This window comes from Fibrobacter sp., assembly GCF_045131395.1.
GTDB lineage: Bacteria > Fibrobacterota > Fibrobacteria > Fibrobacterales > Fibrobacteraceae > Fibrobacter.
Map to the genome: position 1 here is coordinate 307,294 of NZ_JBGUQY010000002.1, position 21,325 is coordinate 328,618.

At 39.5% G+C, this 21,325-nt stretch carries 19 protein-coding genes; 6 read left to right on the forward strand and 13 right to left on the reverse strand.

The window, feature by feature from the left end:
- The first annotated feature begins 20 nt into the window (after positions 1–20).
- The 3 genes from ACJMNB_RS01345 (at position 21) to ACJMNB_RS01355 (ending at position 3,179) form a co-directional block, all read left to right on the forward strand.
- Positions 21–317 carry a hypothetical protein gene (locus ACJMNB_RS01345; protein WP_405338205.1) on the forward strand — a complete coding sequence of 99 codons (297 nt, stop codon included), beginning with the start codon at positions 21–23 and terminating at the stop codon, positions 315–317.
- 53 nt (positions 318–370) lie between these two features.
- The gene (locus ACJMNB_RS01350) at positions 371–1,459 is read left to right on the forward strand and encodes an acyltransferase (protein ID WP_405338207.1); all 1,089 of its coding nucleotides are present in this window, start codon (positions 371–373) and stop codon (positions 1,457–1,459) included.
- A 280-nt stretch (positions 1,460–1,739) separates the two neighbouring features.
- Positions 1,740–3,179 (forward strand): LTA synthase family protein, encoded by a 1,440-nt coding sequence (locus ACJMNB_RS01355; RefSeq protein WP_405338209.1) that lies wholly within the window; start codon positions 1,740–1,742, stop codon positions 3,177–3,179.
- Positions 3,180–3,203: 24 nt separating this feature from the next.
- Here ACJMNB_RS01355 and wecB read toward each other — a convergent pair whose 3' ends face one another.
- From wecB to ACJMNB_RS01395, 8 genes are read right to left on the reverse strand one after another with little or no spacing between them, the layout of a single operon-like run.
- Positions 3,204–4,337, reverse strand: a complete 1,134-nt coding sequence (gene wecB / locus ACJMNB_RS01360; RefSeq protein WP_405338211.1) for a non-hydrolyzing UDP-N-acetylglucosamine 2-epimerase — start codon at positions 4,335–4,337, stop codon at positions 3,204–3,206.
- A gap of 9 nt (positions 4,338–4,346) precedes the next feature.
- The gene (locus tag ACJMNB_RS01365) at positions 4,347–5,081 is read right to left on the reverse strand and encodes a class I SAM-dependent methyltransferase (protein ID WP_405338213.1); all 735 of its coding nucleotides are present in this window, start codon (positions 5,079–5,081) and stop codon (positions 4,347–4,349) included.
- A complete protein-coding gene (locus ACJMNB_RS01370; RefSeq protein WP_405338215.1) occupies positions 5,053–6,060 on the reverse strand; it encodes an acyltransferase family protein in 1,008 nt (335 codons plus the stop codon). Before ACJMNB_RS01370 ends, ACJMNB_RS01365 begins: the two co-directional genes overlap by 29 nt.
- Before the next feature lie 38 nt (positions 6,061–6,098).
- The gene (locus ACJMNB_RS01375) at positions 6,099–6,986 is read right to left on the reverse strand and encodes a beta-1,6-N-acetylglucosaminyltransferase (protein WP_405338217.1); all 888 of its coding nucleotides are present in this window, start codon (positions 6,984–6,986) and stop codon (positions 6,099–6,101) included.
- Complete coding sequence (locus tag ACJMNB_RS01380) at positions 6,983–8,086, reverse strand: polysaccharide pyruvyl transferase family protein (protein ID WP_405338219.1); 1,104 nt, start codon at positions 8,084–8,086, stop codon at positions 6,983–6,985. Before ACJMNB_RS01380 ends, ACJMNB_RS01375 begins: the two co-directional genes overlap by 4 nt.
- 4 nt (positions 8,087–8,090) lie before the next feature.
- Entirely contained in the window at positions 8,091–9,371 is a 1,281-nt protein-coding gene (locus tag ACJMNB_RS01385) for a polysaccharide ABC transporter ATP-binding protein (protein ID WP_405338221.1), read from the reverse strand.
- Position 9,372: 1 nt separating this feature from the next.
- Positions 9,373–10,212: an ABC transporter permease gene (locus tag ACJMNB_RS01390; protein ID WP_405338223.1), complete on the reverse strand. Its 840-nt coding sequence runs from the start codon at positions 10,210–10,212 to the stop codon at positions 9,373–9,375.
- Positions 10,213–11,124, reverse strand: a complete 912-nt coding sequence (locus tag ACJMNB_RS01395) for a glycosyltransferase family 2 protein (RefSeq protein ID WP_405338225.1) — start codon at positions 11,122–11,124, stop codon at positions 10,213–10,215.
- Between the two features lie 84 nt (positions 11,125–11,208).
- Between ACJMNB_RS01395 and ACJMNB_RS01400 the strand changes: the two genes are divergently transcribed.
- Genes ACJMNB_RS01400 through ACJMNB_RS01410 form a run of 3 tightly spaced genes read left to right on the forward strand, consistent with a single transcriptional unit; the run spans position 11,209 to position 14,220 of the window.
- Positions 11,209–12,201: a glycosyltransferase family 2 protein gene (locus ACJMNB_RS01400; RefSeq protein WP_405338227.1), complete on the forward strand. Its 993-nt coding sequence runs from the start codon at positions 11,209–11,211 to the stop codon at positions 12,199–12,201.
- Between the two features lie 58 nt (positions 12,202–12,259).
- On the forward strand, positions 12,260–13,273 hold the full coding sequence (locus ACJMNB_RS01405; RefSeq protein WP_405338229.1) for a glycosyltransferase family 2 protein: 1,014 nt from the start codon (positions 12,260–12,262) through the stop codon (positions 13,271–13,273).
- On the forward strand, positions 13,270–14,220 hold the full coding sequence (locus tag ACJMNB_RS01410; protein WP_405338231.1) for a glycosyltransferase: 951 nt from the start codon (positions 13,270–13,272) through the stop codon (positions 14,218–14,220). The genes ACJMNB_RS01405 and ACJMNB_RS01410 overlap by 4 nt, the downstream gene beginning before the upstream one ends.
- Here ACJMNB_RS01410 and ACJMNB_RS01415 read toward each other — a convergent pair.
- The 5 genes from ACJMNB_RS01415 to ACJMNB_RS01435 all read right to left on the reverse strand — a co-directional run bounded on the left by ACJMNB_RS01415 (position 14,176) and on the right by ACJMNB_RS01435 (position 21,317).
- Positions 14,176–15,051 carry a glycosyltransferase family 2 protein gene (locus tag ACJMNB_RS01415; RefSeq protein ID WP_405338234.1) on the reverse strand — a complete coding sequence of 292 codons (876 nt, stop codon included), beginning with the start codon at positions 15,049–15,051 and terminating at the stop codon, positions 14,176–14,178. The two genes, ACJMNB_RS01410 and ACJMNB_RS01415, sit on opposite strands and share 45 nt — an antisense overlap.
- Before the next feature lie 33 nt (positions 15,052–15,084).
- Positions 15,085–16,857, reverse strand: a complete 1,773-nt coding sequence (locus ACJMNB_RS01420; protein ID WP_405338236.1) for an LTA synthase family protein — start codon at positions 16,855–16,857, stop codon at positions 15,085–15,087.
- Positions 16,857–17,885 (reverse strand): glycosyltransferase family 2 protein, encoded by a 1,029-nt coding sequence (locus tag ACJMNB_RS01425; RefSeq protein ID WP_405338238.1) that lies wholly within the window; start codon positions 17,883–17,885, stop codon positions 16,857–16,859. Before ACJMNB_RS01425 ends, ACJMNB_RS01420 begins: the two co-directional genes overlap by 1 nt.
- A 193-nt stretch (positions 17,886–18,078) precedes the next feature.
- Positions 18,079–18,585, reverse strand: coding sequence for a type IV pilin protein (locus ACJMNB_RS01430; protein WP_405338240.1), 507 nt, complete (start codon positions 18,583–18,585; stop codon positions 18,079–18,081).
- 539 nt (positions 18,586–19,124) lie between these two features.
- Positions 19,125–21,317 carry an NADP-dependent isocitrate dehydrogenase gene (locus tag ACJMNB_RS01435; protein WP_405338242.1) on the reverse strand — a complete coding sequence of 731 codons (2,193 nt, stop codon included), beginning with the start codon at positions 21,315–21,317 and terminating at the stop codon, positions 19,125–19,127.
- Positions 21,318–21,325 lie beyond the last annotated feature (8 nt).

Here is a 21,325-nt window from a genome sequence, read left to right on the forward strand (position 1 = left end):
AAATATATATATTGTAACGTATGGATACACAATGGACCACCGTTATTAAGCCCAAAGCAAGCCTCCTCTCGGTTGACTTTGGCGAACTATGGCAATACTGCGATTTTTATCGTATGTTCGTGGAGCGTGACATTGCCAAAATCAGTACTGACGGTCTGCCGCAACCACTATTCTACCTTGCTGGCATCTGCTTTTGGAGCTGTTTTTTGAAATGTCTGAACCTGACTTACAAAACGTTCGTCGAAAATGCAATATGTTCGGCAAAGTGTATTTCCCGCGCCTGGTGGTTCCTCTGGCCACTGCAACCAGCAACCTAGTGCGGCGGTGCATTCATATGGGACTAAAAGTACGCCTCAATCGAGTTTGAAAATTGATAACTAACACAAACTTACAAATACAAGAAAGGATTCTCTTTCCAGACATTCTTAGAACCATGGCCGTTTTTGCGGTCATGATGACGCATATCTGTGCATATGGGTTTTTCAACTATGAAATTACTAGCGTCAATTGGCATGTCGCCAATGCTTTAGATTGTTTAACGCGATGGGCCGTTCCTGTTTTTATAATGGTTAGCGGCATGTTCTTTTTAGACCCCCAAAGGGAAATTCCTATAAAAAAACTGTATTGCAAGAATATTTTCAGAATTTTTGCGGCCCTGTTTTTCTGGGGCTTTGTATACCAAACATCAAATGTTGCGAAAAGGCTTTATTTTGAAAATGCAGATGCAAGTGTGGCCATAATAGAAGCATTGGAAGAATTCATATTAGGTCCAGCATGGTATCATCTATGGTTCTTATACTTGATTATCGCATTATATATATCGGTTCCGCTTATTCGCATTTTCACAAAGCATGCAGAAACAAAACATTATCAATATTTATTTATAATGTTTATTTTTCTTGGTTGTGCATTACCTCTTCTACAGGAGCTCACTTTATGCGCAAACAAAAGCTTGAATATATACATTTTTAATTTAAAGGAATTGCCCGGTTATTGCTGTTATTTTGTGTTGGGATTCTTTCTTTCTAAACATGATGTGTCCAAGAAATTGAGACGCGCGCTGTACCTGACTGCTGTGATTTCCTTTTTCATTCAATTTGTAGGAACATCTTTGATAAGTAACAAGTGCGGACAAGCGAGCGAAATTTTGCATAGATATTTCACCCCAAATGTTGCAATACAAGCGATAGCAATTTTTTTATATATTAAAGATTTCGGATCAAAAATAAATTCTTCTAACAGGGCAACACGATTTGTCTGCTTATTAGGGAAATATTCTTTTGGGATGTATTTAGTTCATGACTTTTTCAATGGCGTTTTTTACAGAATTGGACTTTTCTCAATAAATATTCCTCCAATCTTATCTATTCCGTTTAGAACATTCTTAACGTTTGTTATGAGTTTCTTAGTTGTCTGTGTGTTGGCAAGAATCCCTATTATAAAGAAATATTGTATGTGATTAATAATTTGTCAATTCCTCCAGAAATGCAGACTTCTCCTATTATTATACAAACCAAGCAATGTAAATGATAAAATTAAAAAAAATTATTACACTATCTCTAAAAGCGCTCCTAATAGGAGTATGCCTTATCTTTATTATAGAACATTATTTTTTTGAGATAACCCCATTCTTTTTTTCTCCAATATTCGCGCTTTCATTTTTAGCTCTTGTTGTTTTTCAATGGCGTACAAAAATCTTTCATAAGCAGAATTATTTCAAGCCTTCTCACATTCTGTTTATGACCATCTTGCTCTTTTTAGCAGTCCACTTAAGAGCAGGAATTGTTTGGGCGTTAAATACATTTCCTCTTAGAGATGCAAATACGGTTTTCCTTACCTTGCAAGAGCCATTTGATGATTTTGCCTATTCAATGGTGAAATACTATTTAACATCAACAATACCCCATGCACTTACTATATCAGTAGTTTTAACAATTTTCTTATATGTTACATTAAACAACACAAGAAAAAGAATCTTTCCCATAGGAATATATTTCGCTGCTACAATAGCTCTTCTATTCTATAACATTCCCATATCGGACTACGTTCACATTCTTAATAACGAACCAGAAAAAAACGCAGCCTATTCCAAGTTCTTCGTAGAAAATTATGTAAATCCAGATTCCGTCAAAATTTCACCACCCGACAAAAAAAGAAACCTGATTCTAATATATTTAGAATCACTAGAAACGACGTTCTCCGACAAAAAGCATGGTGGCAATCAAGACACAAATCTCATGCCCGAAATTACTGAGCTTGCGCTAAATAATTTAAGCTTCGGAAGAAATAAAAACCATATCGGCGGTGGAATCGACACAAGAGGTTCTGCCTCCACATTTCCCTCTATGCACTCCCGTTCTTTGGGAATACCAAACATTATTAATTATACCCAAACACCTATATTACATCATTATAAAAGCCTTTATAAAATTTTAAATGCTAATGGCTACCATCAGATATTCTTCCAAGGCAACCCTGGCCTTTATAAGCAGTTTCAATTTTTTGCAACAGATCAAAAAATTAACGAAGTTTATGGACCAGACGATTTGATTGAATTGATGAAATTGGATACTGCAGATCTTATACGAAAGCAAGGATACAAGACCGTTCAAGATAAAGAAGCTTTCAGATTTGCCAAGCAAATCCTTGATACGATATCAGAACCATTCTCACTGACATTCTTTACCATAGATACTCACGCCCCCAGTGGAATCTACGATCCTGATTGCATAAAAGCTAAGGACGAACAAAATGAAGACGAACGCCTAAAAGCTTCAGTGCGCTGTGTTTCCAGAGAACTTGGTTGTTTCCTAAATTCAATTAATTCAAAACCATTCTATCAAAATACATCTATTGTAATTTTTGGAGATCATCGTTTTCCGGGAATTCGTTTAATAAACGGATTCCCGAATGGAAAATGGATTGACATTTTTATCAATTCTTCAAAATTACCTGTTTTAGAAGAACCAAGGAAATTTTCAGACATCGACATGTTCCCAACTATACTCAGTTCCATAAATTATGACATTGAGGGCGGTCGGCTCGGTTTTGGAACTGATTTGTTTAGCGATAAAAAGACGCTTCTAGAAACCATTGGACTAGACTCCGTCAATAAAGAATTTGATAAAATGGCTAATCACTTGATTTATGAAAGCTATTTGCTTCAAAAAAAGAAGTGATAAACGTGTTATATGTAATTAAACTTATCTGTAAGCTTCCCCATAAAAATGGGTAGCTGACACACCCATCAAAGCATCGACAATTCTCTCGCTTGCCTTACCGTCGCCATAAGGGTTTACGGCTTGAGCCATGGCGCTATACGCTCCCGAATCGTCAAATAGGGTCATTGCGGCGCTATAGATAGCGTTTTCATCAACGCCGACGACTTTGACGGTTCCCGCTTCGACGGCCTCGGGCCTTTCAGTTTCTGTACGGAGAACCAGGACCGGTTTCCCGAAGTGCGGGGCTTCTTCCTGGAGACCGCCGGAGTCCGTCATGACTATGAAGCTCCTGGCAAGGAGATTGTGCATGTCAAGAACATCCACCGGATCGATTAAATGAACGTTGGAAACGTCGGATAAAATGTCAAAAACCGTTTCCCTAACAAACGGATTCAGATGGACCGGATATACGAAGGCTGCGTCTGGATATTCGTTCGCGAGTCGCTTGATTGCGCGACAAATATTGCGCAGCGGCTCTCCCAAGTTTTCGCGACGGTGAGCAGTTACGGTCACTACGCGGCAACTTTTAAAATCAATGTCACGCAGCTTTTTGGAGGCGAACTGATAATCGTCTTCTACTGTGTACTGGAATGCGTCTATGACGGTATTTCCGGTTACAAAGAGATTCTTCGCAATTCCCTCAGCCAAGAGATTGTTCCTGTTTTTCTCGGTGGGGGCGAAGTGATATGTGCTAATCCGGTCCGTCATCAGGCGATTCATTTCTTCGGGGAAGGGCGAGTAGATATTGCCCGTGCGCAGCCCTGCCTCCACATGGCCGACAGGAATCTGCTGATAAAAGGCCGCAAGTGCGGCCGCGTATGAAGTCGTTGTATCGCCGTGCACCAGGACGATGTCCGGCTTAACTTCTTTGAGCAGGGGTTCCATCGATTCTAGGATTGTCGTGGTAATGCTGGTGAGCGTCTGTCTGTCTTTCATGATTTCGAGATTGAAATCCGCCTTGATGTTGAAGGCGTCCATGACCTGCCGGAGCATTTCCTTGTGCTGGCCGGTGAGGCAAACGACGCACTCGATGCCTTTAGCCTCTTTCAACTTGTAGACTAGCGGACACATCTTTATGGCTTCGGGCCTTGTACCAAATACTACGAGAACTTTCATTTTTTTTCCTCAGCCACATTTGCCAATGGTAACCAACAAATATCCTTGCATCAGATTTTCTAGATCAAAGCCGTCTTTTTCAAGTTTCGCAAAAAACTTCCGAATATAATGCCTCTTAGGCAAAAATCTTTGGGCCCATTCTGAACCGATTGTGTATTCTCGTTCAACAGTTATACCTGCTCTAACAAACTCTTCCTTGAAACTATGTTTCGGGATTTCAAGTCCATACTCCCATGTTCCATCATTTTCCATCATTTGTTTTCCAACACGATAAGGAATAGACGAGGCGTTCGGAATCATAGAAATCATGTACTTTCCATATTTAGCCCAATTACGAAGCAGATTAACCTGGTCGTCAGTTTCAAAATGCTCTAACAGTCCCGCCTGAAAAATATAATCAAACTGTTTTTCTTCAAAAGGCAAATCTTTCGTAGCATCAGCCCGTACAACATCAATATTAGCCAATTCCAATCTCTCGGCAGCCGCTTTAACCAACTCAACAGAAGACTCCGTATAATCAAGTGCAGCAGCATTTCTTCCATTTTTTGCGAGCCACAAAGAACTTACTCCAGAGCCACAACCAATTTCAAGTGTTGAGGTTCCTATCGGGCATATTTTCACTAATTCTTCTGACCACACGGAAACTTTACAAGACTCTACGGCGTTAACAACATTATTAAGACTATTAATGTTGTAATGTTTTGACCACTCATCATTATTTAAAGCTTTTTGATGATTGTTCATACGTTTTTCCCTCTCTATTGCCTGTAAATAGTTTGAATAATTGTGGAGATATTTTATTTAATAAAAAACCAGATCCTAAAGCGAATGTTGACACAACCGACCATGTAACTAATTGATATAAATGCGCATTAGAAATAATTCTAGAGAAAAATCCTCCAAAAAAATAATCAAGCCAAAAGTGAATTGCAAAAATCCAAAAGGAATATCTAAAACAAGTCTTTGAACCAATTTTCGTCAAAGGTAAATTGATTAACAACGAAAGAAGGAAAACAGCTCTTATACCATAAAGCCATACTTTTATTTCCATTCCTATTGGTTTATTACAATATACAAAGTAGATACCTAAATACGCAACGAGAAACAATACTGTAAAAATAATTTTCTTTTTTTTTCTACTTATTCGGATTTTCTTAAGCAAATCTGGATAATAAAAACCAATCAACCCAGCCCATGTGTAAATCATATAAATGAAACGTGAGTGTAAAATCGTTTCACCTTTATATAACAGATATGCAAAAGACAAAATAAAAAGAAGAAATACCCCGGCTTTCCTACAGTAAAGAAAATACAATATTGGGGATAGAACCGTCCAAAACATCAACATAAAAATATACCAGAAATGCGGAGACGAATTCCACATTACAAGATTATTCCATATATTCAAATCTAACAAGCTGCAGCCGTTTTTCCCGCTTTGCAAATTCAGGAGAAATGTGTTTATTAAATTCCATAATAGATACGGAACTAAAAGAGAAAAAACTCTTCTTTTATATTTTTCCTTTAAGTCGGAAAATGTTCTTACAGTACTCCAAAATAAAAATCCTGAAATTATTGAAAAGGCCGGTACTACGCAGTCTCCTAAATTTTTCACAAACATAAAACTAGAATAAAAAGAATGGTCTCCAACTAATTGTATGTGATACAATACAATTAGTAATGTAAGAATCCATTTTGCATTATCTAAGAAGACATATCTCATCACCACCTCATATCTTCGAAATTATATAAATGATAGTATTATAGAATCTTATCTGTCTTTCTTCGACGATTTTTTATTGCGTTTATTAAATCTAGTGCGTCAGGACCATCGATTTTTCTTGCAAATATTTTTCCCGAATCAAGTATCATATCTATATCATTTAATCCAAACCTGTTATTTGAATTCTTCCATGTGGTCAGCCGCATGCATGATTTGTATTCATTGTTGAAATCATAAATATTTTTTGCATAAGGTGAATTAAATGCCAATGTATGAAAAAAAACTTCATCTGCGCAATGCGTTCTTCCCATTCTTATTTTTATGAAATCTTCTTGGCCAACAATGAACCTTGCCAAACCATCTGTTATGCTCCAATTCGCGTACCCTTTTTTATATTCTAGTGGGTCGTTCTTGATGCGGTTGATTCCTAACCTTTTTTGCAATCTAACAAATTGAATTCCCTTTAAAAAAAGCCATTTTTTTACAATGTTTTTTGCACGAGCATATTTATTCCAGAAATAGTAATACCTTATTCGATCCAAATAGTTTAAATCAGCACGATCGTAGCCTATAAATTCTTTTCCTTTGTGAACGAGAAAAAAATTGTGTATGTCATCTTGACTTATTATAGGATACTCAACTCCAACCATCAAATGATAATAATCATGATACCCTAATTTACAAGCGGATTTCAGCAATTTTAAAACGCATGAAATTTGGGTGGAATCGCCCCAGTATACGTTCATTGAATCAACAATAATCAATTTTGCTTTTTTTACATTTTTTTTTATTTTTTCCAATGGCGCATCTTTTGTTTTTTTGTCAATATGTAAAAAAATATCATTTCTCGGATCATCCAAATCACTAATCAACTCTTGCAACACATCAAAACGATGGTGCGCCATTACTAAATAAGCGAACTTCATTGTTTCTCCTTGCCAAAAGCCATGTCAAGATATTTCCATGATGTAGCAACCTGTTCTTTTAATATGTCGTTATTACCATATTCTATAACATTTTCTTGATTAATTTCATTGACGTTATATTTTGTTAAAATTCTGTTTTGTGCCCCCAATAGATTAACAAATTCCATCAATCTAGAATCAAGCTCTGACTTTTTTTCATGAGTATCTAACAACCAATAATTTTTTTTGAAAATATATGCAAAAACCATTCCATGAAAAGATTCTACATAGACTTTTTTTGCATATTTCATGAGATTCAAAAAAACAAGAGGGCCTGAATTTCCATACAGATTAAATCCCCATTTTGAAGGATTCCTAGAAATCCATTTTTTAGGATCAATCACGTAAACGGGTAAATGTAATCGTTTTGACTCTTCGGATACAATTTTAGATGTTGACTTATCGCAATATGCCCAAGAATAATAGAAAATATAATCTCCTTTAACAAGCGGCTCTCCAACCAGTTGTTGCCATCGCTCATCATCTATAATTAACGTTGGGTCTAAAACCTTTTGCACATTTTGTCCAGTAACGATCTCAAGGCATTCTCGTCCAATTTCTTCACGAACAGAAACAAAGGAAAAGTCATTTAACCATTCCTTTATGGAAATATAGTTGTTACTAAGATTAAGAAGAGCCCCTCCCAAACTTGGAGCATAAGCTATTTTTTTTGATTTTGACCAGCCTAGAAAAAAAGCATCGCTATAATCCCCCATTTGAACATTCCAAATTTGGTCGCTTCCTGAAACAAGTACATCATATTTATCGGATATATCTTTCAGATCTTCTATAAAATACTCTTTCCCTTTGATTCCAATATATTCTTTCCTGAAATTTTTGTAATCTTGGGAGGCTATTGAAAGAGCTTCCAATTTTTTTCTATACAATAATTTCCTTAATCCTTTATAATGTGGTAAATCGTATATAGCATGAGATTCTTTTGACGAAAAATTTATTACTTCTACATGCCCATATTTTTCTAAAGCGGTTTTTAACGCATAGGCTTGCAGCAGAGAACCGCAATTGTCTGAAGCGGAAAGTGTCATTACACCTATTTTCATAATTTTAAAATCTCTTTTGAGCAATTATTTTGGAGGCTGGCAGCTTAATTCTGCCCCAATACTGCGGAAGCCAATTTGTTCTATTAGATTCATCCTCAACAATTTCAAAATATATTTTTTCTGTTGACTCGTCAAAACCCCTATGTATTCCCATATCATTTAACTCAAATAGTGTAAGACGCAATGTGTAATGGCCTTCTGCTAAATTAGATATGTCGTATTCAAGATCAAAATCCGAGATTTCGCCTTTTTTCATGCAGAAGAAATCTACAGATTCAGACATGCCGACGTTTGCCCCATCCGTAGTGCGAATTTCTAGCCTTACTCGAATATTATCTACATCTTTAAAACACTCCACTCTAAAGCCGAATTTCATTGTTTCTAGAGATGAGAATCTTGCTGTTTTCTTGTTTAGGAAATCAAAACTATGCAAGTATAACTCGCGCCCTCTTTCAGGAACAGATCTTTTTTGTCCTTCAAAGCAATAATGCGTCAGCAATTCTCCAGACGCACTATCCATATATACGTTTATGGCTTCTTCAACATCTCCATCAAAAACAATTCGCCCTCTTTGTAGAACAAGGCATCTCGTACAAAGTTTTCTAATTGTCGACATATTGTGGCTAACATATAAGACCGTTTTGCCGCCTTTGGCTTCATCTCCCATTTTACCAAGGCATTTCTTCTGAAATTTCATATCGCCAACGGCAAGGACCTCATCCATAACCATAATCTCGGCATCAAGATGCGAGGCGACAGCAAAGGCCAACTTGACATACATGCCAGATGAATAACGCTTCACGGGAGTGTCAATAAATTGCCGACACTCAGAGAAGTCTATGATGGACTCTATCTTCGCATCCACCTCTTTTCGGGTCATGCCAAGAATGGCACCATTCATGTAGATGTTTTCTCGTCCAGTAAGCTCCCCATGAAAACCAGTTCCAACTTCCAACATGGAGGCTACTCTGCCATCAATCCAAACGTCGCCTTCAGTTGGTGCTGTAACCCTAGACAAAATCTTGAGTAGAGTAGACTTTCCCGCTCCATTTGCACCGATGATGCCGACGGCCTCGCCTTTCTTTATTTCCAGATCTATGCCGTCTAAAGCCCAGAAAGATTCTCCATAACGCGACGTGTTCTGGCCTATTTTCAAATTCGGATCTTCTTTGCCCCTTTTTCGGGCCCACCAGGATTGGAGCTCCGCGTTCAGGGTTTGCCCGCCTATGGCTCCGAGCCTATACTGCTTTCGCAGATTTTTTATTTCGATTGCAGTATCAGACATATTACACCGTATCCATAAACGTTTTTTCAATCTTGCTAAACAATATAACGCCAATGAAAAGTACGACAATCGTAGTAATCCAACTTATACCCCAATATTGCCAAGCATCCGTCGGGATCCCCAAAATGACGCTTCTGAAACCTTCGATAATCGGAGCCATGGGGTTCAACATGTATGCCGCATAGTATTTTTGCGGAATAATCCCAGTCGTGTAAACAACAGGAGTCGCATACATCCAAAGCTGCACGCCAAAGCTAACTAGAATCACTAGGTCCCTGTACTTAGTTGTCAGCGATGCCACGATGATGCCGCAGCCGAGCCCGAGAAGCCCGACCTGCAATATCAGAACAGGAACAAGAAGAATCGACGTCCCTATTCCAAAATTATATCCGACGATGCAATACCCAACTAAGGCGACAACAAGCATGGCTAGCTGGATCAGCAAATCAAGCATTCCTGTCAGCACCGATGATATGGGCATCACAAGCCTCGGAAAATAGACCTTGCCCATGATAGCCGCATTCGCCGTAAATGTACGCGAAGTCTCTGTTAGGCAAGTCGCAAAGAACGCCCACAGTGCATTGCCGCACAGATAGAACAGGAACTGAGGGACACCCTCTGCGGATAGCCCCGCCAAATTACCAAAAATAAAGGCATAGAGTGAAACCGTTATCAACGGATTGAAAATGAGCCACATCGGCCCGAGAATGGTCTGTTTATACCGAGTTGAGTAGTTCCTCTTAAAAAAAAGCCAGATAAGGTCCCTGTATTGGAACAGTTCCCGATAGTTGATATCAAACCAGCCCGTTTTGGCTTTGATGTGGGTTGTATAATGTTCCATTTACACTTTTCCGCTTAACCTTCTCTGTATCTGCCACAGACGGGAATACCAAATAAATACTTTCACCCGTTCCCAGAGAATTTTCATTCTCTTTCGATTTAAGTGAAACCAATATTTCTTGTTAAACGACAGCAACATCTTAAGAGTTTCATCATAATGCGCAGAAGCTCTATTTAACACATGGTCGAAAAACTCGTTGCATAGTCTATTTTCAACTGATTTTGTATACGCAAATCGAAAATGTTTGTCTAGAACCTTATAAGTCTGCTCATCTACATATTTTTTCTTTGTTTCTGTTAGTGATTTCCCATGTATGCGATAATAGTACAAATCATCTTCTATATGTAAAATATTGCCAATTTTATACAACCTGATCCAATAGTCGTAATCTTCGGCAAGAAACAAATCGGCATCGTAAGCACCAGCTTTTTTTGCTGCATCAGCAGTATACAAAAAGCATGCTCCGATTACATTCCCAGTAAACAGATATTTCGGTTCAAGCATCTTCGCCAATTCAGCTTCACGCCCATTTGAATCAATGCAAGTGTAATTTGCATAAACCATTATTGCATCGGGATTTTTTTCAAGGTTTTCAACCATGACTCGCAACGCATCAGGTTTATATTTGTTGTCATCCGACGTCCATGTGTAATATACCCCGGTGGCATGCTCAAAACCCGCATTTAATGTTTTTGGCAATTTTAAATTTTGAGGATTAGTGAAAACTTTTATTCTAGCATCCTGGGATGCATATTTTGAAGCTATGGTAAGCGAATCATCAGTGGAGCAATCGTTTACTATGATAAGTTCCCAATTCGCGTAAGTCTGTGCGATTACACTTTCTATCGATTCTGTCAAATAATCAGCGCCGTTATACACCGGCAGAACAATTGAGATTTTCTTTTCTTCCATACTTATTTCAAGTAATATACCTTTTTTTCAGAGAAATTCTATAATTGCGCACAAATAATTATATATTATTATGGAGTAAAGACCATGTCTACACCCCTAGTTTCCATAATTGTTCCCATCTACAAGGTCGAGTCCTACCTTAGAAAATGTTTGAACAGCATCATAAACCAGACATACTCCTATTTGGAAATAATCTTAGTAGATGACGGCTCTCCTGACAAGTGTCCGCAAATATGCGACGAATATGCAGCAAAAGACAAACGCATCGTCGTCATACATAAAAAGAATGGAGGCCTTTCTGATGCAAGGAACGTCGGTTTAGACATTTGCAAAGGTGAGTACATATCCTTCATTGACAGTGATGATTGGATTGCGCCCCAATATATAGAAAGATTATTATACAATGTTCAAAATAAAAAAGTGGACATAGCCATAGGACAATTCCAAAAGGTTTTTCTAAACAACGAAAATAAGAAAAATGAAAACGATAATCCTGCTGATTCTATAGAAGTTTTAGACAATAAAGAAGCAGTAAAAAGATTATTTAGCAATGACGAAATTTATTTTGTTATAGCATGCGGGAAATTGTACAAAAAAACGCTTTTTAACACCATTAGATATCCTGTTGGTAAAATACACGAAGACGAATATACCACATACAAAATTCTTTACAAGTCTTCAAGCGTCGCTTATTTGCACGAAAAATTATATTTTTATCTTCAAAGACCGCAAAGCATCATGTCCAATGTAACAAGCAACTCTTTAAGAGTTCTTGATGCTCGTGTTGAGCGCTATCAATACTTTAAGGACAACAACGAACGCTATCTTGCAAATTTATGCGTCGAACCCCTATGTTGGGATTTACTTTTTGCTTACAACCAGTCAAAACAAAGGAAAACAATTCCAGGATTCAATAACGCCAAAGGGATTCTTAAAAAATACCGCGAACTTGTTCATCATTACAACGAAATCAACTTGTGGAGCATAAGAAAAATTATGCTGAATATCTTTGCTATTTGCCCACAAGTATACTTGTTATATCGTAAGTTATCTCCCTATACAATTCGAAAAGAATAATGGGCTAAAATCGTCTAAATTTTATCGTAATCTTTTATGTTTTGTATTCCATATGAAGGTGTCTGTCATTATTCCGATTTATAAGGTTTCCCCTGTTTATCTTCGCGGCTGTTTAGACTCCCTAGCTGCACAAAATATGGAGGAATGCGAGTTCATTCTGGTGTCGGATGGTGCTCCAGAAACGGAAAGCTCTATTTGTGAAGAATACTCTTCAAAAGATGCTAGATTTAAGTTCTTCAAATGTGAACATGCCGGCGTATCGGCAACCAGAAATTATGGTATTGAAAAAGCCCAAGGGGAATACATAACTTTTGTAGATGCCGATGATTGGATTGAACCAGGAACCTGTAACTCAACATATACTTTTGCAAAAAAAAATAATAGTGACATCGTTTTCTGCGAATCAATTCTCCACGAAAACAATATTGAAAAACGCGGGAACTTTTCTCCATTTTCAATCACTCATTTTTCTAAAAGCAACATAGATGATGTAATACGGGCAACTCTTTTTACCGAATCCATAAAAGATGTTTCTATACCTTTAGTTGCATGCAAACTTATAAAAAGAAATGTCATAATAGACAATGATATAAGATATTCAACGGATCTTCAATTTAGTGAGGATCGGCTATTCAATATTCAATGTTATCAACACTGTAAAGAATTTTCATACACCAATCAGTTTTTATACCATTATCGAATTCACGCCTCCTCAGCAACGAGAAAGTTTACACACAACGCATATAACGAGTATGTCCGCTTTATTCCTTTTTTTTCGCCCTACATTCAAAAAGAGTTTTCTTCTTACATAAGCCTTGAAGTCCTTAGGTGTTTTTTCCTAAGTTGGTCGACATACTATATGCATAAGGAAAACAACATTCCTTACGCAAAACGAATGCACGAATTATGCGATATTGCTCGTTCGAACCAAATACAAAATGCTATTGCAGTCTGTGATAAAACAAAAATCGCTCCTTTGATTAAGTTTGAACTATTCTTATTTAAAAGAAATATTTTCTTTCCTATTTATCTGCATGGACTCAAAGCACTTATTTGGAATAATTTAAAATGATATCTATCGCCCTTGCTACATATAACGGCGCTAAGTTTCTTCGAGAACAGTTGGATTCTATTCTAAGCCAAACTGTGACTGATTTTGAAGTTGTCGTGTGCGACGACTGTTCAACGGACAATACGTTACAAATACTACAGGAATACGCAAGTAGAGACGCGCGCTTTAAGGTGTGTCAAAATGTAATCAACCTGGGATTCAAAAAAAATTTTGAGCACATTCTTTCTCTTTGCAAAGGTGAATTCATTGCCTTTTGTGATCAAGATGACATTTGGGAACCGGACCATTTAGAGGTCCTCTATAAAAATATTGGCGATAACGATTGTATTGGCGCGAACTCGCTGATTATAGACGAGAATGGCATATCACAAAATAAAACACTCTTAGAATACTGGCCCATACACGTAATGCCCAAAAACGAAGCTGAACTCTTTCAGCATGAGTTGTATTCAAACGTGATTCAAGGAACAGCTTCGTTAATTAGGGGTTCATTGATCAAACAGGCTCTACCTTTTCCCGACAATATCAAATATCATGACTATTGGTTTGCGCTTGTTGCTGGCCTTAATGAAAAAAGTAAGTATATAGATAATGTGGTTTTAAAATACAGGCGACATTCCAACAATGCTTCAGAGTACCAGAAATTTACGATTTGGAATGCTATCAAGGACCTCTATAGATTTTCAAAAGACAGGAAAGGATTCTATCAAGACAGCTTAAACTTGCTGAACAATTTGGTACATCACGAAAACCTCTCTCTAGATAAGCAGAAGCTTGTTTCTGATGCACTTGAATTTTACACCAATCTTTCTGAAAATAAAAACAGATTGTCAGCACTTCGGTTCTATATCAAGAACTACAACGTTATAACATTTTCAAAGAAATCTATTTGGCAACTATTCCTATACCGTTGTTTCGGCATTCTTTTCTTTGGAATTAAGGGATGAACGAACCCAACAGTAAAAATCGTATAATTTGAATTCCAATTTTGTGTATGCAAACCACAATTTAGCTATAGTCATCTGCAAGGCATTAATTTTTTTGTATTTCTTCAAAAAGAGTTCTGCGCTTTTCAAAAGAATTGAATGTTGCTGGGACCATCGATTGTATGTTTTAGAAATACTGACATGATGATTGTGTACATACGAACAATCGAGTCGTAAAATTGTTTTCAAACCGACATCTGCAAATTTATGCGCCAAGACAAATTCTTCGTAATAAAGAAAGAATTCTTCATCATACATGCCATGCTCAAACATTTTCTTCAAGTCAACCATCAATAGAGATCCGGGAACCGCAAAAACAGGAACAATCGTCTTCTCTCTGAAAAATTTTGCCGGATAAGATCGGATCTTTAGCAGAACCTCGAAGAACATGCTTGTTGCAAGCACATGTTGCATTACACTGCAATTTTTCCAAGCACAGTCCACAGAGTTAGATTGTTTTGCCGAAACAACTGCCACAGATGAATCTTTTTGAAAAGTCTGGAGGAATTTTTGAATACAGTCTTCGCTAAAAATTACATCAGGGTTTGCTACAATCGAGTAATCAGCGTTCAAAACATCCGAAGAGTAACGCAGGCCAATATTGTTTCCTGCGCCATAGCCTCCATTCCTAGTCGATTTAACTAAATGAACTTTGTTGCTCTTGCAACTCTGCAAAAGTCCCCAAGAATTGTCTGTCGAATAGTTGTCGACAACCACAATAAAATCTAAAAGAGGAAAATCTTTTATCTGCTCCACCAAATTTATCGTTGTAGGAGCATCGTTGTAATTCAATATGATGCAAGATAATATTTTATTTTTCATCAATTATTCTCCCACAAATGATCCGCCATGCCAAAAATAATCATACTGAAAACTTTTCACTTTCAATATAGAATCTAGCATGGATTTTGGCATTTTTTCTAGCAACGTTTTCTTGCTAGAAAACAGTGATGTTCCTAAACCCAATCGATGTCCTGTAATCTCTACACCCATGGCCTCCAGCACAGTCGGAAACATATCAAACGAGCAAAAACTCCGATTAACATCCAACAAAGAAATCTGCGTATTAAGGAACACGTTAATCCAATAAAGAGGAGCCTCCTTATTTAAACCCAATAAACCCGTAAATGTACTCCAGGTATGGTCTCCAATAAAAACAATGACCGTATTTTTATACCAATCTTGTGTTTCAGCCCATTTCAAAAAAGACTCAACTTGTTTAGATGCACATCTTAACGCAGACGGATACTGAGAAGTTTCTGATTCAGCAACAGCACAACCATCCGACATATATCCCTCTGGGAAATGTGTATCAACAGTCATCATATATAAAGCAAACGGCTTAGAGGAATCTTTTCCCAGTTCATCCAGCTCTTTTTGGACTAGTCCATAAAGAGTCCTGTCCGTAACACCCCAAAAAATTTCTTTCTTGTCGGGAACTGCGCCTTCTTTTTTATAATAAGGGTAGTCGTGAAATTCCTTCACTTTGTGTTGATTCCAAAAATTTCTCTTAGAAGAAAATGAACCATCGGAGCCTTGAACATATATTTGATGATAACCATTTTCATCAAGGACATCCGTAATGCATTTAACATAGGGCAGGAAACTATAAATAGAGTCGCTATTTTCCATACTTTGCGGCAAATCCAATGGTATTCCGCAAAGCTTTGATACCTGAGCGGCCATAGTCCAGCCAGTCATCACGACATCAACTCCACCAGGTTTAAAAGAGATATTTTCTTGCGTGATTCTATTAATTTCTGGAGTATAGTCTTTAAAATTCACCTCCATTGATTCTAGCATAATATAAATCAGATTTTTCTTTTCTTGCGGAAATACTATTGAAGCCGAATCGGGGAAAACATATTCTCTTAGATATAATTGAGAATTTTGTTTTTTATCAGGTTCCATATACACCTTACAAATGTCTATTAACGGGAAAATTAATTTGGGCGCAATTATCAAAAAGATTATTAAGGAACAAGTAAACATCACCTTAAATAATTGCTTTAAAGGATACAATAAATTCACACCAGGGTACAAACGCGCTCTATATTGAAACAATTTAAAGCACCATGTTTTTTTAGAATAGTGTACTACCAAAGAAAGAATTGTAATTACAATACATATTGGAACATAAATGAGCAACGATGGCCGTAAAATGTTCTGCCATATCATATCCCAAACAAAGCCCTCTATCCCAACATTATTCTGTTGCAGCGTAAAAAGGACAGCCTCAGGATTCTCAAGCGGAAAAGCCTTTATCATCCAAGGAATTCCGTGACTAAGAAAAATCAACAAAAACGAAAACAGAGAGAACCACAATAGAGACCGCACCTTTGTTTTTTCATATTCTCTGACCTCAAATGACAATGAACAAAGAAAGAGCGTCAATATAAAGCTAATGGTTGAATTAGCAAGAGTCTGGAAATCGTCCAAGAAGCGTAAAATAGAATAACGGTATGTAAAGAGATACAAAAAAAATGGAATAAAAAACATTCCGGAAATTTGCCTTGCGCTAGAAGATTTTCTGTGAACAATCACAAATAAAACTTCAAGTACCAAGCAGGCTATCACATAATAAATATGAACAGACATTATCTAATGAATTTGAGCAAAAAAGCGACAAGGCCAATTCGCTTTTCCCGCAACAGCCATATTAAAATACGTTCGGACAACGCGAAATAGCTTTCTTTCAAATTGTTTAAAGGACTCAAAAATTCTTTCATAGACAACACTTTTTCTAGCTGATGTTTTTTTTCAATAACAGGGTTTGGGTTGTCTTTGTGGAAAATATCTTCTTTCAAGATTCCAAACAAGTAATGAACAAATAGACAATTTGCTGAATCAGCGAAAAGCATATTTTTATTTGTTCTTTGTAGCCATATTTGGATTTCTTTAATTAAAAAGGCGAAATATTTTTCGCTATTTGGCCTATAGTGACTTTGCGCAGAATTAGTTTGCTGTATATAATGATAAAAGCAGTCTCTTGTATAGCCGATTCTGTCAAAGTAATCTAGTGCCAGTGTGTTAAATAGAACGTCTTCGCTAATAATTGTCTCTACTGAAAAACGAAGGTTGTTCTTTATCAAAATAACTCTTTTATAAAATTTTCCCCACACACTTCCTAAAAAACGAGTGTTAGTTATGTAATTAAAGCAAGGGGCGTTAGGAGTAAAGACTTTTATTTGCAACTCTTCTTTTTGCGTTTTAGAAAACAGAGGAGCGTTCTCCGCAAACAGAAAAGATTTTAAAGCTCTGTTCGTTTTATGATATTGTGCGGAAAAGCAAAAAAGATCATAATTATGAAGACGGTTTTCATTGGCAAAAATTTCGCATACGTCGTCATCAATCCAATCATCGGCATCCACAAACATCACATAATCGCCGGTAGCCTCCAGAATGCCTCGATTACGCGCCGAAGACACTCCTTTTTCAGAATGGTCTATCGCTTTAATACGAGAATCCTTAGAAGCCAAATCCAGACACATTGACCAGCTATCATCAGAAGAACCATTATTAATTAGCAATATCTCTATATTTCTAAACGTCTGCGAAGTCAAGCCATCAACACATTTAGCAAGAGTCCGTGCGGCATTATAAACTGGAACAATTATAGAAATCAAAGGACAAGACATTTTAAAAGGCTTGCTTAGGTATTTTTACTGAAAGTTCTACGAATATACATAATCATACTATTCACGTCAAGAACCTTAATCGCCAACAATAATTTTTTGGACAGTCGGCTTAATTTATAAATCTATGATATAAAAAAGACGCCCCTATTAGGAGCGTCTTTTCTATTAAAATATGTGTTTATTAGAGACCGTTAGCCAGCTTTCCGAACTGCGGAGTCAACACGGTGCATTCAACAGATGCGTCCTTAGGACCAGAGCCTGCAGAACCCTTTTTGATACCTGCGCCCCATTGTACACCATTTGCATCACCGTTCTTTTTAAGCCAAAGAGTCCAGGTGGAACCAGCCGTACAATCGTTAAGGCCCACAACAGCTGCTGCTTCCCATGCTGCCTCAGCACTGGTCGGAATAGCCTTAGATCCATTGGTTGCCGTAACCTTGTCAGTGTATGTGAAAGACGTCCCGTTTTGCATCGTATAACCGATGGCATTCCACTTACCAATGTACAGACCGGTTTCGGAGATGTAAGCGTCCTGCAGCTTGACGTATTCGCCAGCGGCCGGGCCCACTTCAGAAGCCTTGGACTTAGCAATCATGCCGAACAGTTTCGGTACTGCGACGGCGGCCAAGATGCCCATGATCACGATCACGACCATCAATTCGATAAGGGTAAAACCTTGCTTTTTCATAGTGTACTCCTTGTTGTTTGTTACACACTTGTTTGGTCTTAGGCCCGTTAGTGGGCGTTCAACCGGTTTATGTCTGTAATATAAACAATTTTTTTCAAAAAAGCAATAGTTTTGCAAAATTTTTTGTATTTTTGTGTAAAAATTGTCTGACTTTTGTCACGAATTTTTACTTTGTTTGCAAAAATCTATCGTTTCCCAATCAAAATCGCCATATTTCAGTTAAAACTTTGATGTAGTATATATACAAATTTTTTTGGAAAAAAACATTTTTTTAAGAAAAAAACTGAAAAATTTTTATTCCAAGCTGGAATTAAATGGGTCTAGTTCTATATATATAATAGTGGGAGGGGACTGCTGGCCCCAGATCGAGGCGTTTTGGCCAAGATATATAGAGCAATGACTGGTTGAACTAGCCGCCATTGTCTGCATTCGTTAATTTGTTTGTTGGCAAAAAACAAATTCGGTGCGAATATCGCACCGAACTTATTTGTTTGAATATCTTCTCGGGCTCTGCAGCCCGGAGTCTTTACTTGAGGCCTCTAGATGCTATCAATCACCTTGTTGAATGCTTCAACCGGGCGCAGCCACTTCTTCAGCAGCTCTGCCTTCGGCAGGTAATAGCCACCGATGTCGGCGGGCTGTCCCTGTTCCTTGGCGTAGGCGGCGATGATTTCGCTTTCCTGCGATTTCAGCTCGTTGGCGACCGGTGCGAACTTGGCGGCAAGTTCGGCGTCATCCTTCTGGGCGGCCAGGGCTTCGGACCAGTACATGGCCAGGTAGAAGTGAGAGCCTCGGTTGTCGAGTTCACCGATCTTGCGGGCTGGCGTGCGGTTGAATTCGAGAATCTTGCCGTTGGCGAGGTCCAGCGTGTCGGCGAGAACCTTGGCCTTCTTGTTGCCGGTGGTAGAGGCGACTTGTTCAAAGGCGGGCACCAGCGCGAAGTATTCGCCGAGGGAATCCCAGCGGAGGTAGTTTTCGGCGAGGAACTGTTGCACCTGTTTGGGGGCAGATCCGCCTGCACCCGTTTCGAAGAGGCCGCCGCCAGCCATGAGCGGCACGATGCTGAGCATCTTGGCAGAGGTTCCGACTTCGAGAATCGGGAAAAGGTCGGTGAGGTAGTCGCGCATCACGTTGCCGGTGACGCTGATGGTGTCGAGGCCGGCCTTCGCGCGGGTCATGGTTTCTACGATGGCGTCGCGCGGGCTCAGAATCTTGATGGAAAGACCGTTCAGGTCGTGTTCCTTCAGGTAGACTTCCACCTTCTTCTGAATTTCGCGGTCATGGGCGCGCTGCGGATCCAGCCAGAAGATGGCCGGGGTGTCGCTGACGCGGGCGCGCGTGACGGCAAGTTTCACCCAGTCGCGAATCGGGGCGTCTTTCGCCTGGCACATACGGTAGATGTCGCCGGCTTCAACGTCTTGCTGCAAAAGCACTTCGCCATTAGCATTCACGGCGCGGATGACGCCCTTGCCCTTGGCAATGAAAGTCTTGTCGTGGCTGCCGTATTCTTCGGCGCCTTGGGCCATGAGGCCTACGTTCGGCACCGTACCCATGGTCTTCGGGTCGAAGGCGCCGTTCTTCTTGCAGAATTCAATAGCGGCATCGTAGATTCCGGCGTAGCAACGGTCCGGGATGCAGGCCTTGACTTCCTGCAGTTTGCCTTCCTTGTTCCACATGCAGCCGGAGTTGCGGATCATCGCAGGCATAGATGCGTCGATGATGATGTCGCTGGGCACGTGCAGGTTGGTGATACCCTTGGCAGAATCTACCATGGCCAAATCCGGGCCGGCAGCGAGGGCGGCGTCAATGGCGGCCTTCACTTCGGCTTCCTTAGCATTGCCTTCCAGACGCTTGTACAAATCGCCGAGGCCGTTGTTGGCGTCGATGCCAAGTTCCTTGAACAGGTCGGCGTACTTTACGAAAACATCCTTGAAGAACACGCGCACAAATGCGCCGAAGAGCACCGGGTCAGAGACCTTCATCATGGTGGCCTTCAGGTGCACCGAGAACAGCACTCCCTTTGCCTTGGCATCGGCCATCTGTTCGGCGATGAACTTTTCGAGGGCGGACATGCGAAGTACCGTAGCATCCAAAATTTCACCTTCCAAGAGCGGCTTGGCGGCGCGGAGTTCCGTGGCGTTGCCGGCTTCATCCACAAATTCAATCTTGAAGGTATCGGCCTTTGCGAGCGTGATAGATTTTTCGTTGCCGTAGAAGTCATTGGCAGCCATGCTGGAAACGTGCGTCTTCACCGATTCGTTCCACACGCCGTTGCTGTGCGGATTGTTGCGGGCGTAGTTCTTCACAGCCTTGGGGGCGCGACGGTCGGAGTTACCCTGGCGAAGCACCGGGTTCACGGCAGAACCCTTCACCTTGTCGTACTTGGCGCGGATAGCCTTTTCTTCGTCATTGGCCGGAGCGTCCGGATAATCGGGCACATCGAAACCGTTCTTCTGGAGTTCGGCGATGGCGGCCTTGAGCTGCGGCACCGAAGCAGAAATGTTCGGAAGCTTGATGATGTTTGCGCTGGGGTCCAGCGTCAGCTTGCCCAAAAAATCCAGGTCATCGCTGGCCTTGCCGAAGGCTGCCAGAATGCGGCCCGGCAGGGAAATGTTCTTGGTTTCCACATCGATATCGGCGGTCTTCGCGAAAGCGCGAACGATGGGGAGCAGGGATTGAGTCGCCAAGAACGGCGACTCGTCTGTGAGGGTATAGTAAATCTTGGTATTCATACAACGCC

Excerpts from the sequence above, each read along its gene's own strand:
- ACJMNB_RS01345 (WP_405338205.1), top strand. The coding sequence starts at position 21 with ATGGATACACAATGGACCACCGTTATTAAGCCCAAAGCAAGCCTCCTC.
- ACJMNB_RS01355 (WP_405338209.1), top strand. The coding sequence starts at position 1,740 with ATGACCATCTTGCTCTTTTTAGCAGTCCACTTAAGAGCAGGAATTGTT.
- wecB (WP_405338211.1), bottom strand. The coding sequence starts at position 4,337 with ATGAAAGTTCTCGTAGTATTTGGTACAAGGCCCGAAGCCATAAAGATG.
- ACJMNB_RS01365 (WP_405338213.1), bottom strand. The coding sequence starts at position 5,081 with ATGAACAATCATCAAAAAGCTTTAAATAATGATGAGTGGTCAAAACAT.
- ACJMNB_RS01370 (WP_405338215.1), bottom strand. The coding sequence starts at position 6,060 with ATGAGATATGTCTTCTTAGATAATGCAAAATGGATTCTTACATTACTA.
- ACJMNB_RS01375 (WP_405338217.1), bottom strand. The coding sequence starts at position 6,986 with ATGAAGTTCGCTTATTTAGTAATGGCGCACCATCGTTTTGATGTGTTG.
- ACJMNB_RS01380 (WP_405338219.1), bottom strand. The coding sequence starts at position 8,086 with ATGAAAATAGGTGTAATGACACTTTCCGCTTCAGACAATTGCGGTTCT.
- ACJMNB_RS01385 (WP_405338221.1), bottom strand. The coding sequence starts at position 9,371 with ATGTCTGATACTGCAATCGAAATAAAAAATCTGCGAAAGCAGTATAGG.
- ACJMNB_RS01390 (WP_405338223.1), bottom strand. The coding sequence starts at position 10,212 with ATGGAACATTATACAACCCACATCAAAGCCAAAACGGGCTGGTTTGAT.
- ACJMNB_RS01395 (WP_405338225.1), bottom strand. The coding sequence starts at position 11,124 with ATGGAAGAAAAGAAAATCTCAATTGTTCTGCCGGTGTATAACGGCGCT.
- ACJMNB_RS01400 (WP_405338227.1), top strand. The coding sequence starts at position 11,209 with ATGTCTACACCCCTAGTTTCCATAATTGTTCCCATCTACAAGGTCGAG.
- ACJMNB_RS01410 (WP_405338231.1), top strand. The coding sequence starts at position 13,270 with ATGATATCTATCGCCCTTGCTACATATAACGGCGCTAAGTTTCTTCGA.
- ACJMNB_RS01420 (WP_405338236.1), bottom strand. The coding sequence starts at position 16,857 with ATGTCTGTTCATATTTATTATGTGATAGCCTGCTTGGTACTTGAAGTT.
- ACJMNB_RS01430 (WP_405338240.1), bottom strand. The coding sequence starts at position 18,585 with ATGAAAAAGCAAGGTTTTACCCTTATCGAATTGATGGTCGTGATCGTG.
- ACJMNB_RS01435 (WP_405338242.1), bottom strand. The coding sequence starts at position 21,317 with ATGAATACCAAGATTTACTATACCCTCACAGACGAGTCGCCGTTCTTG.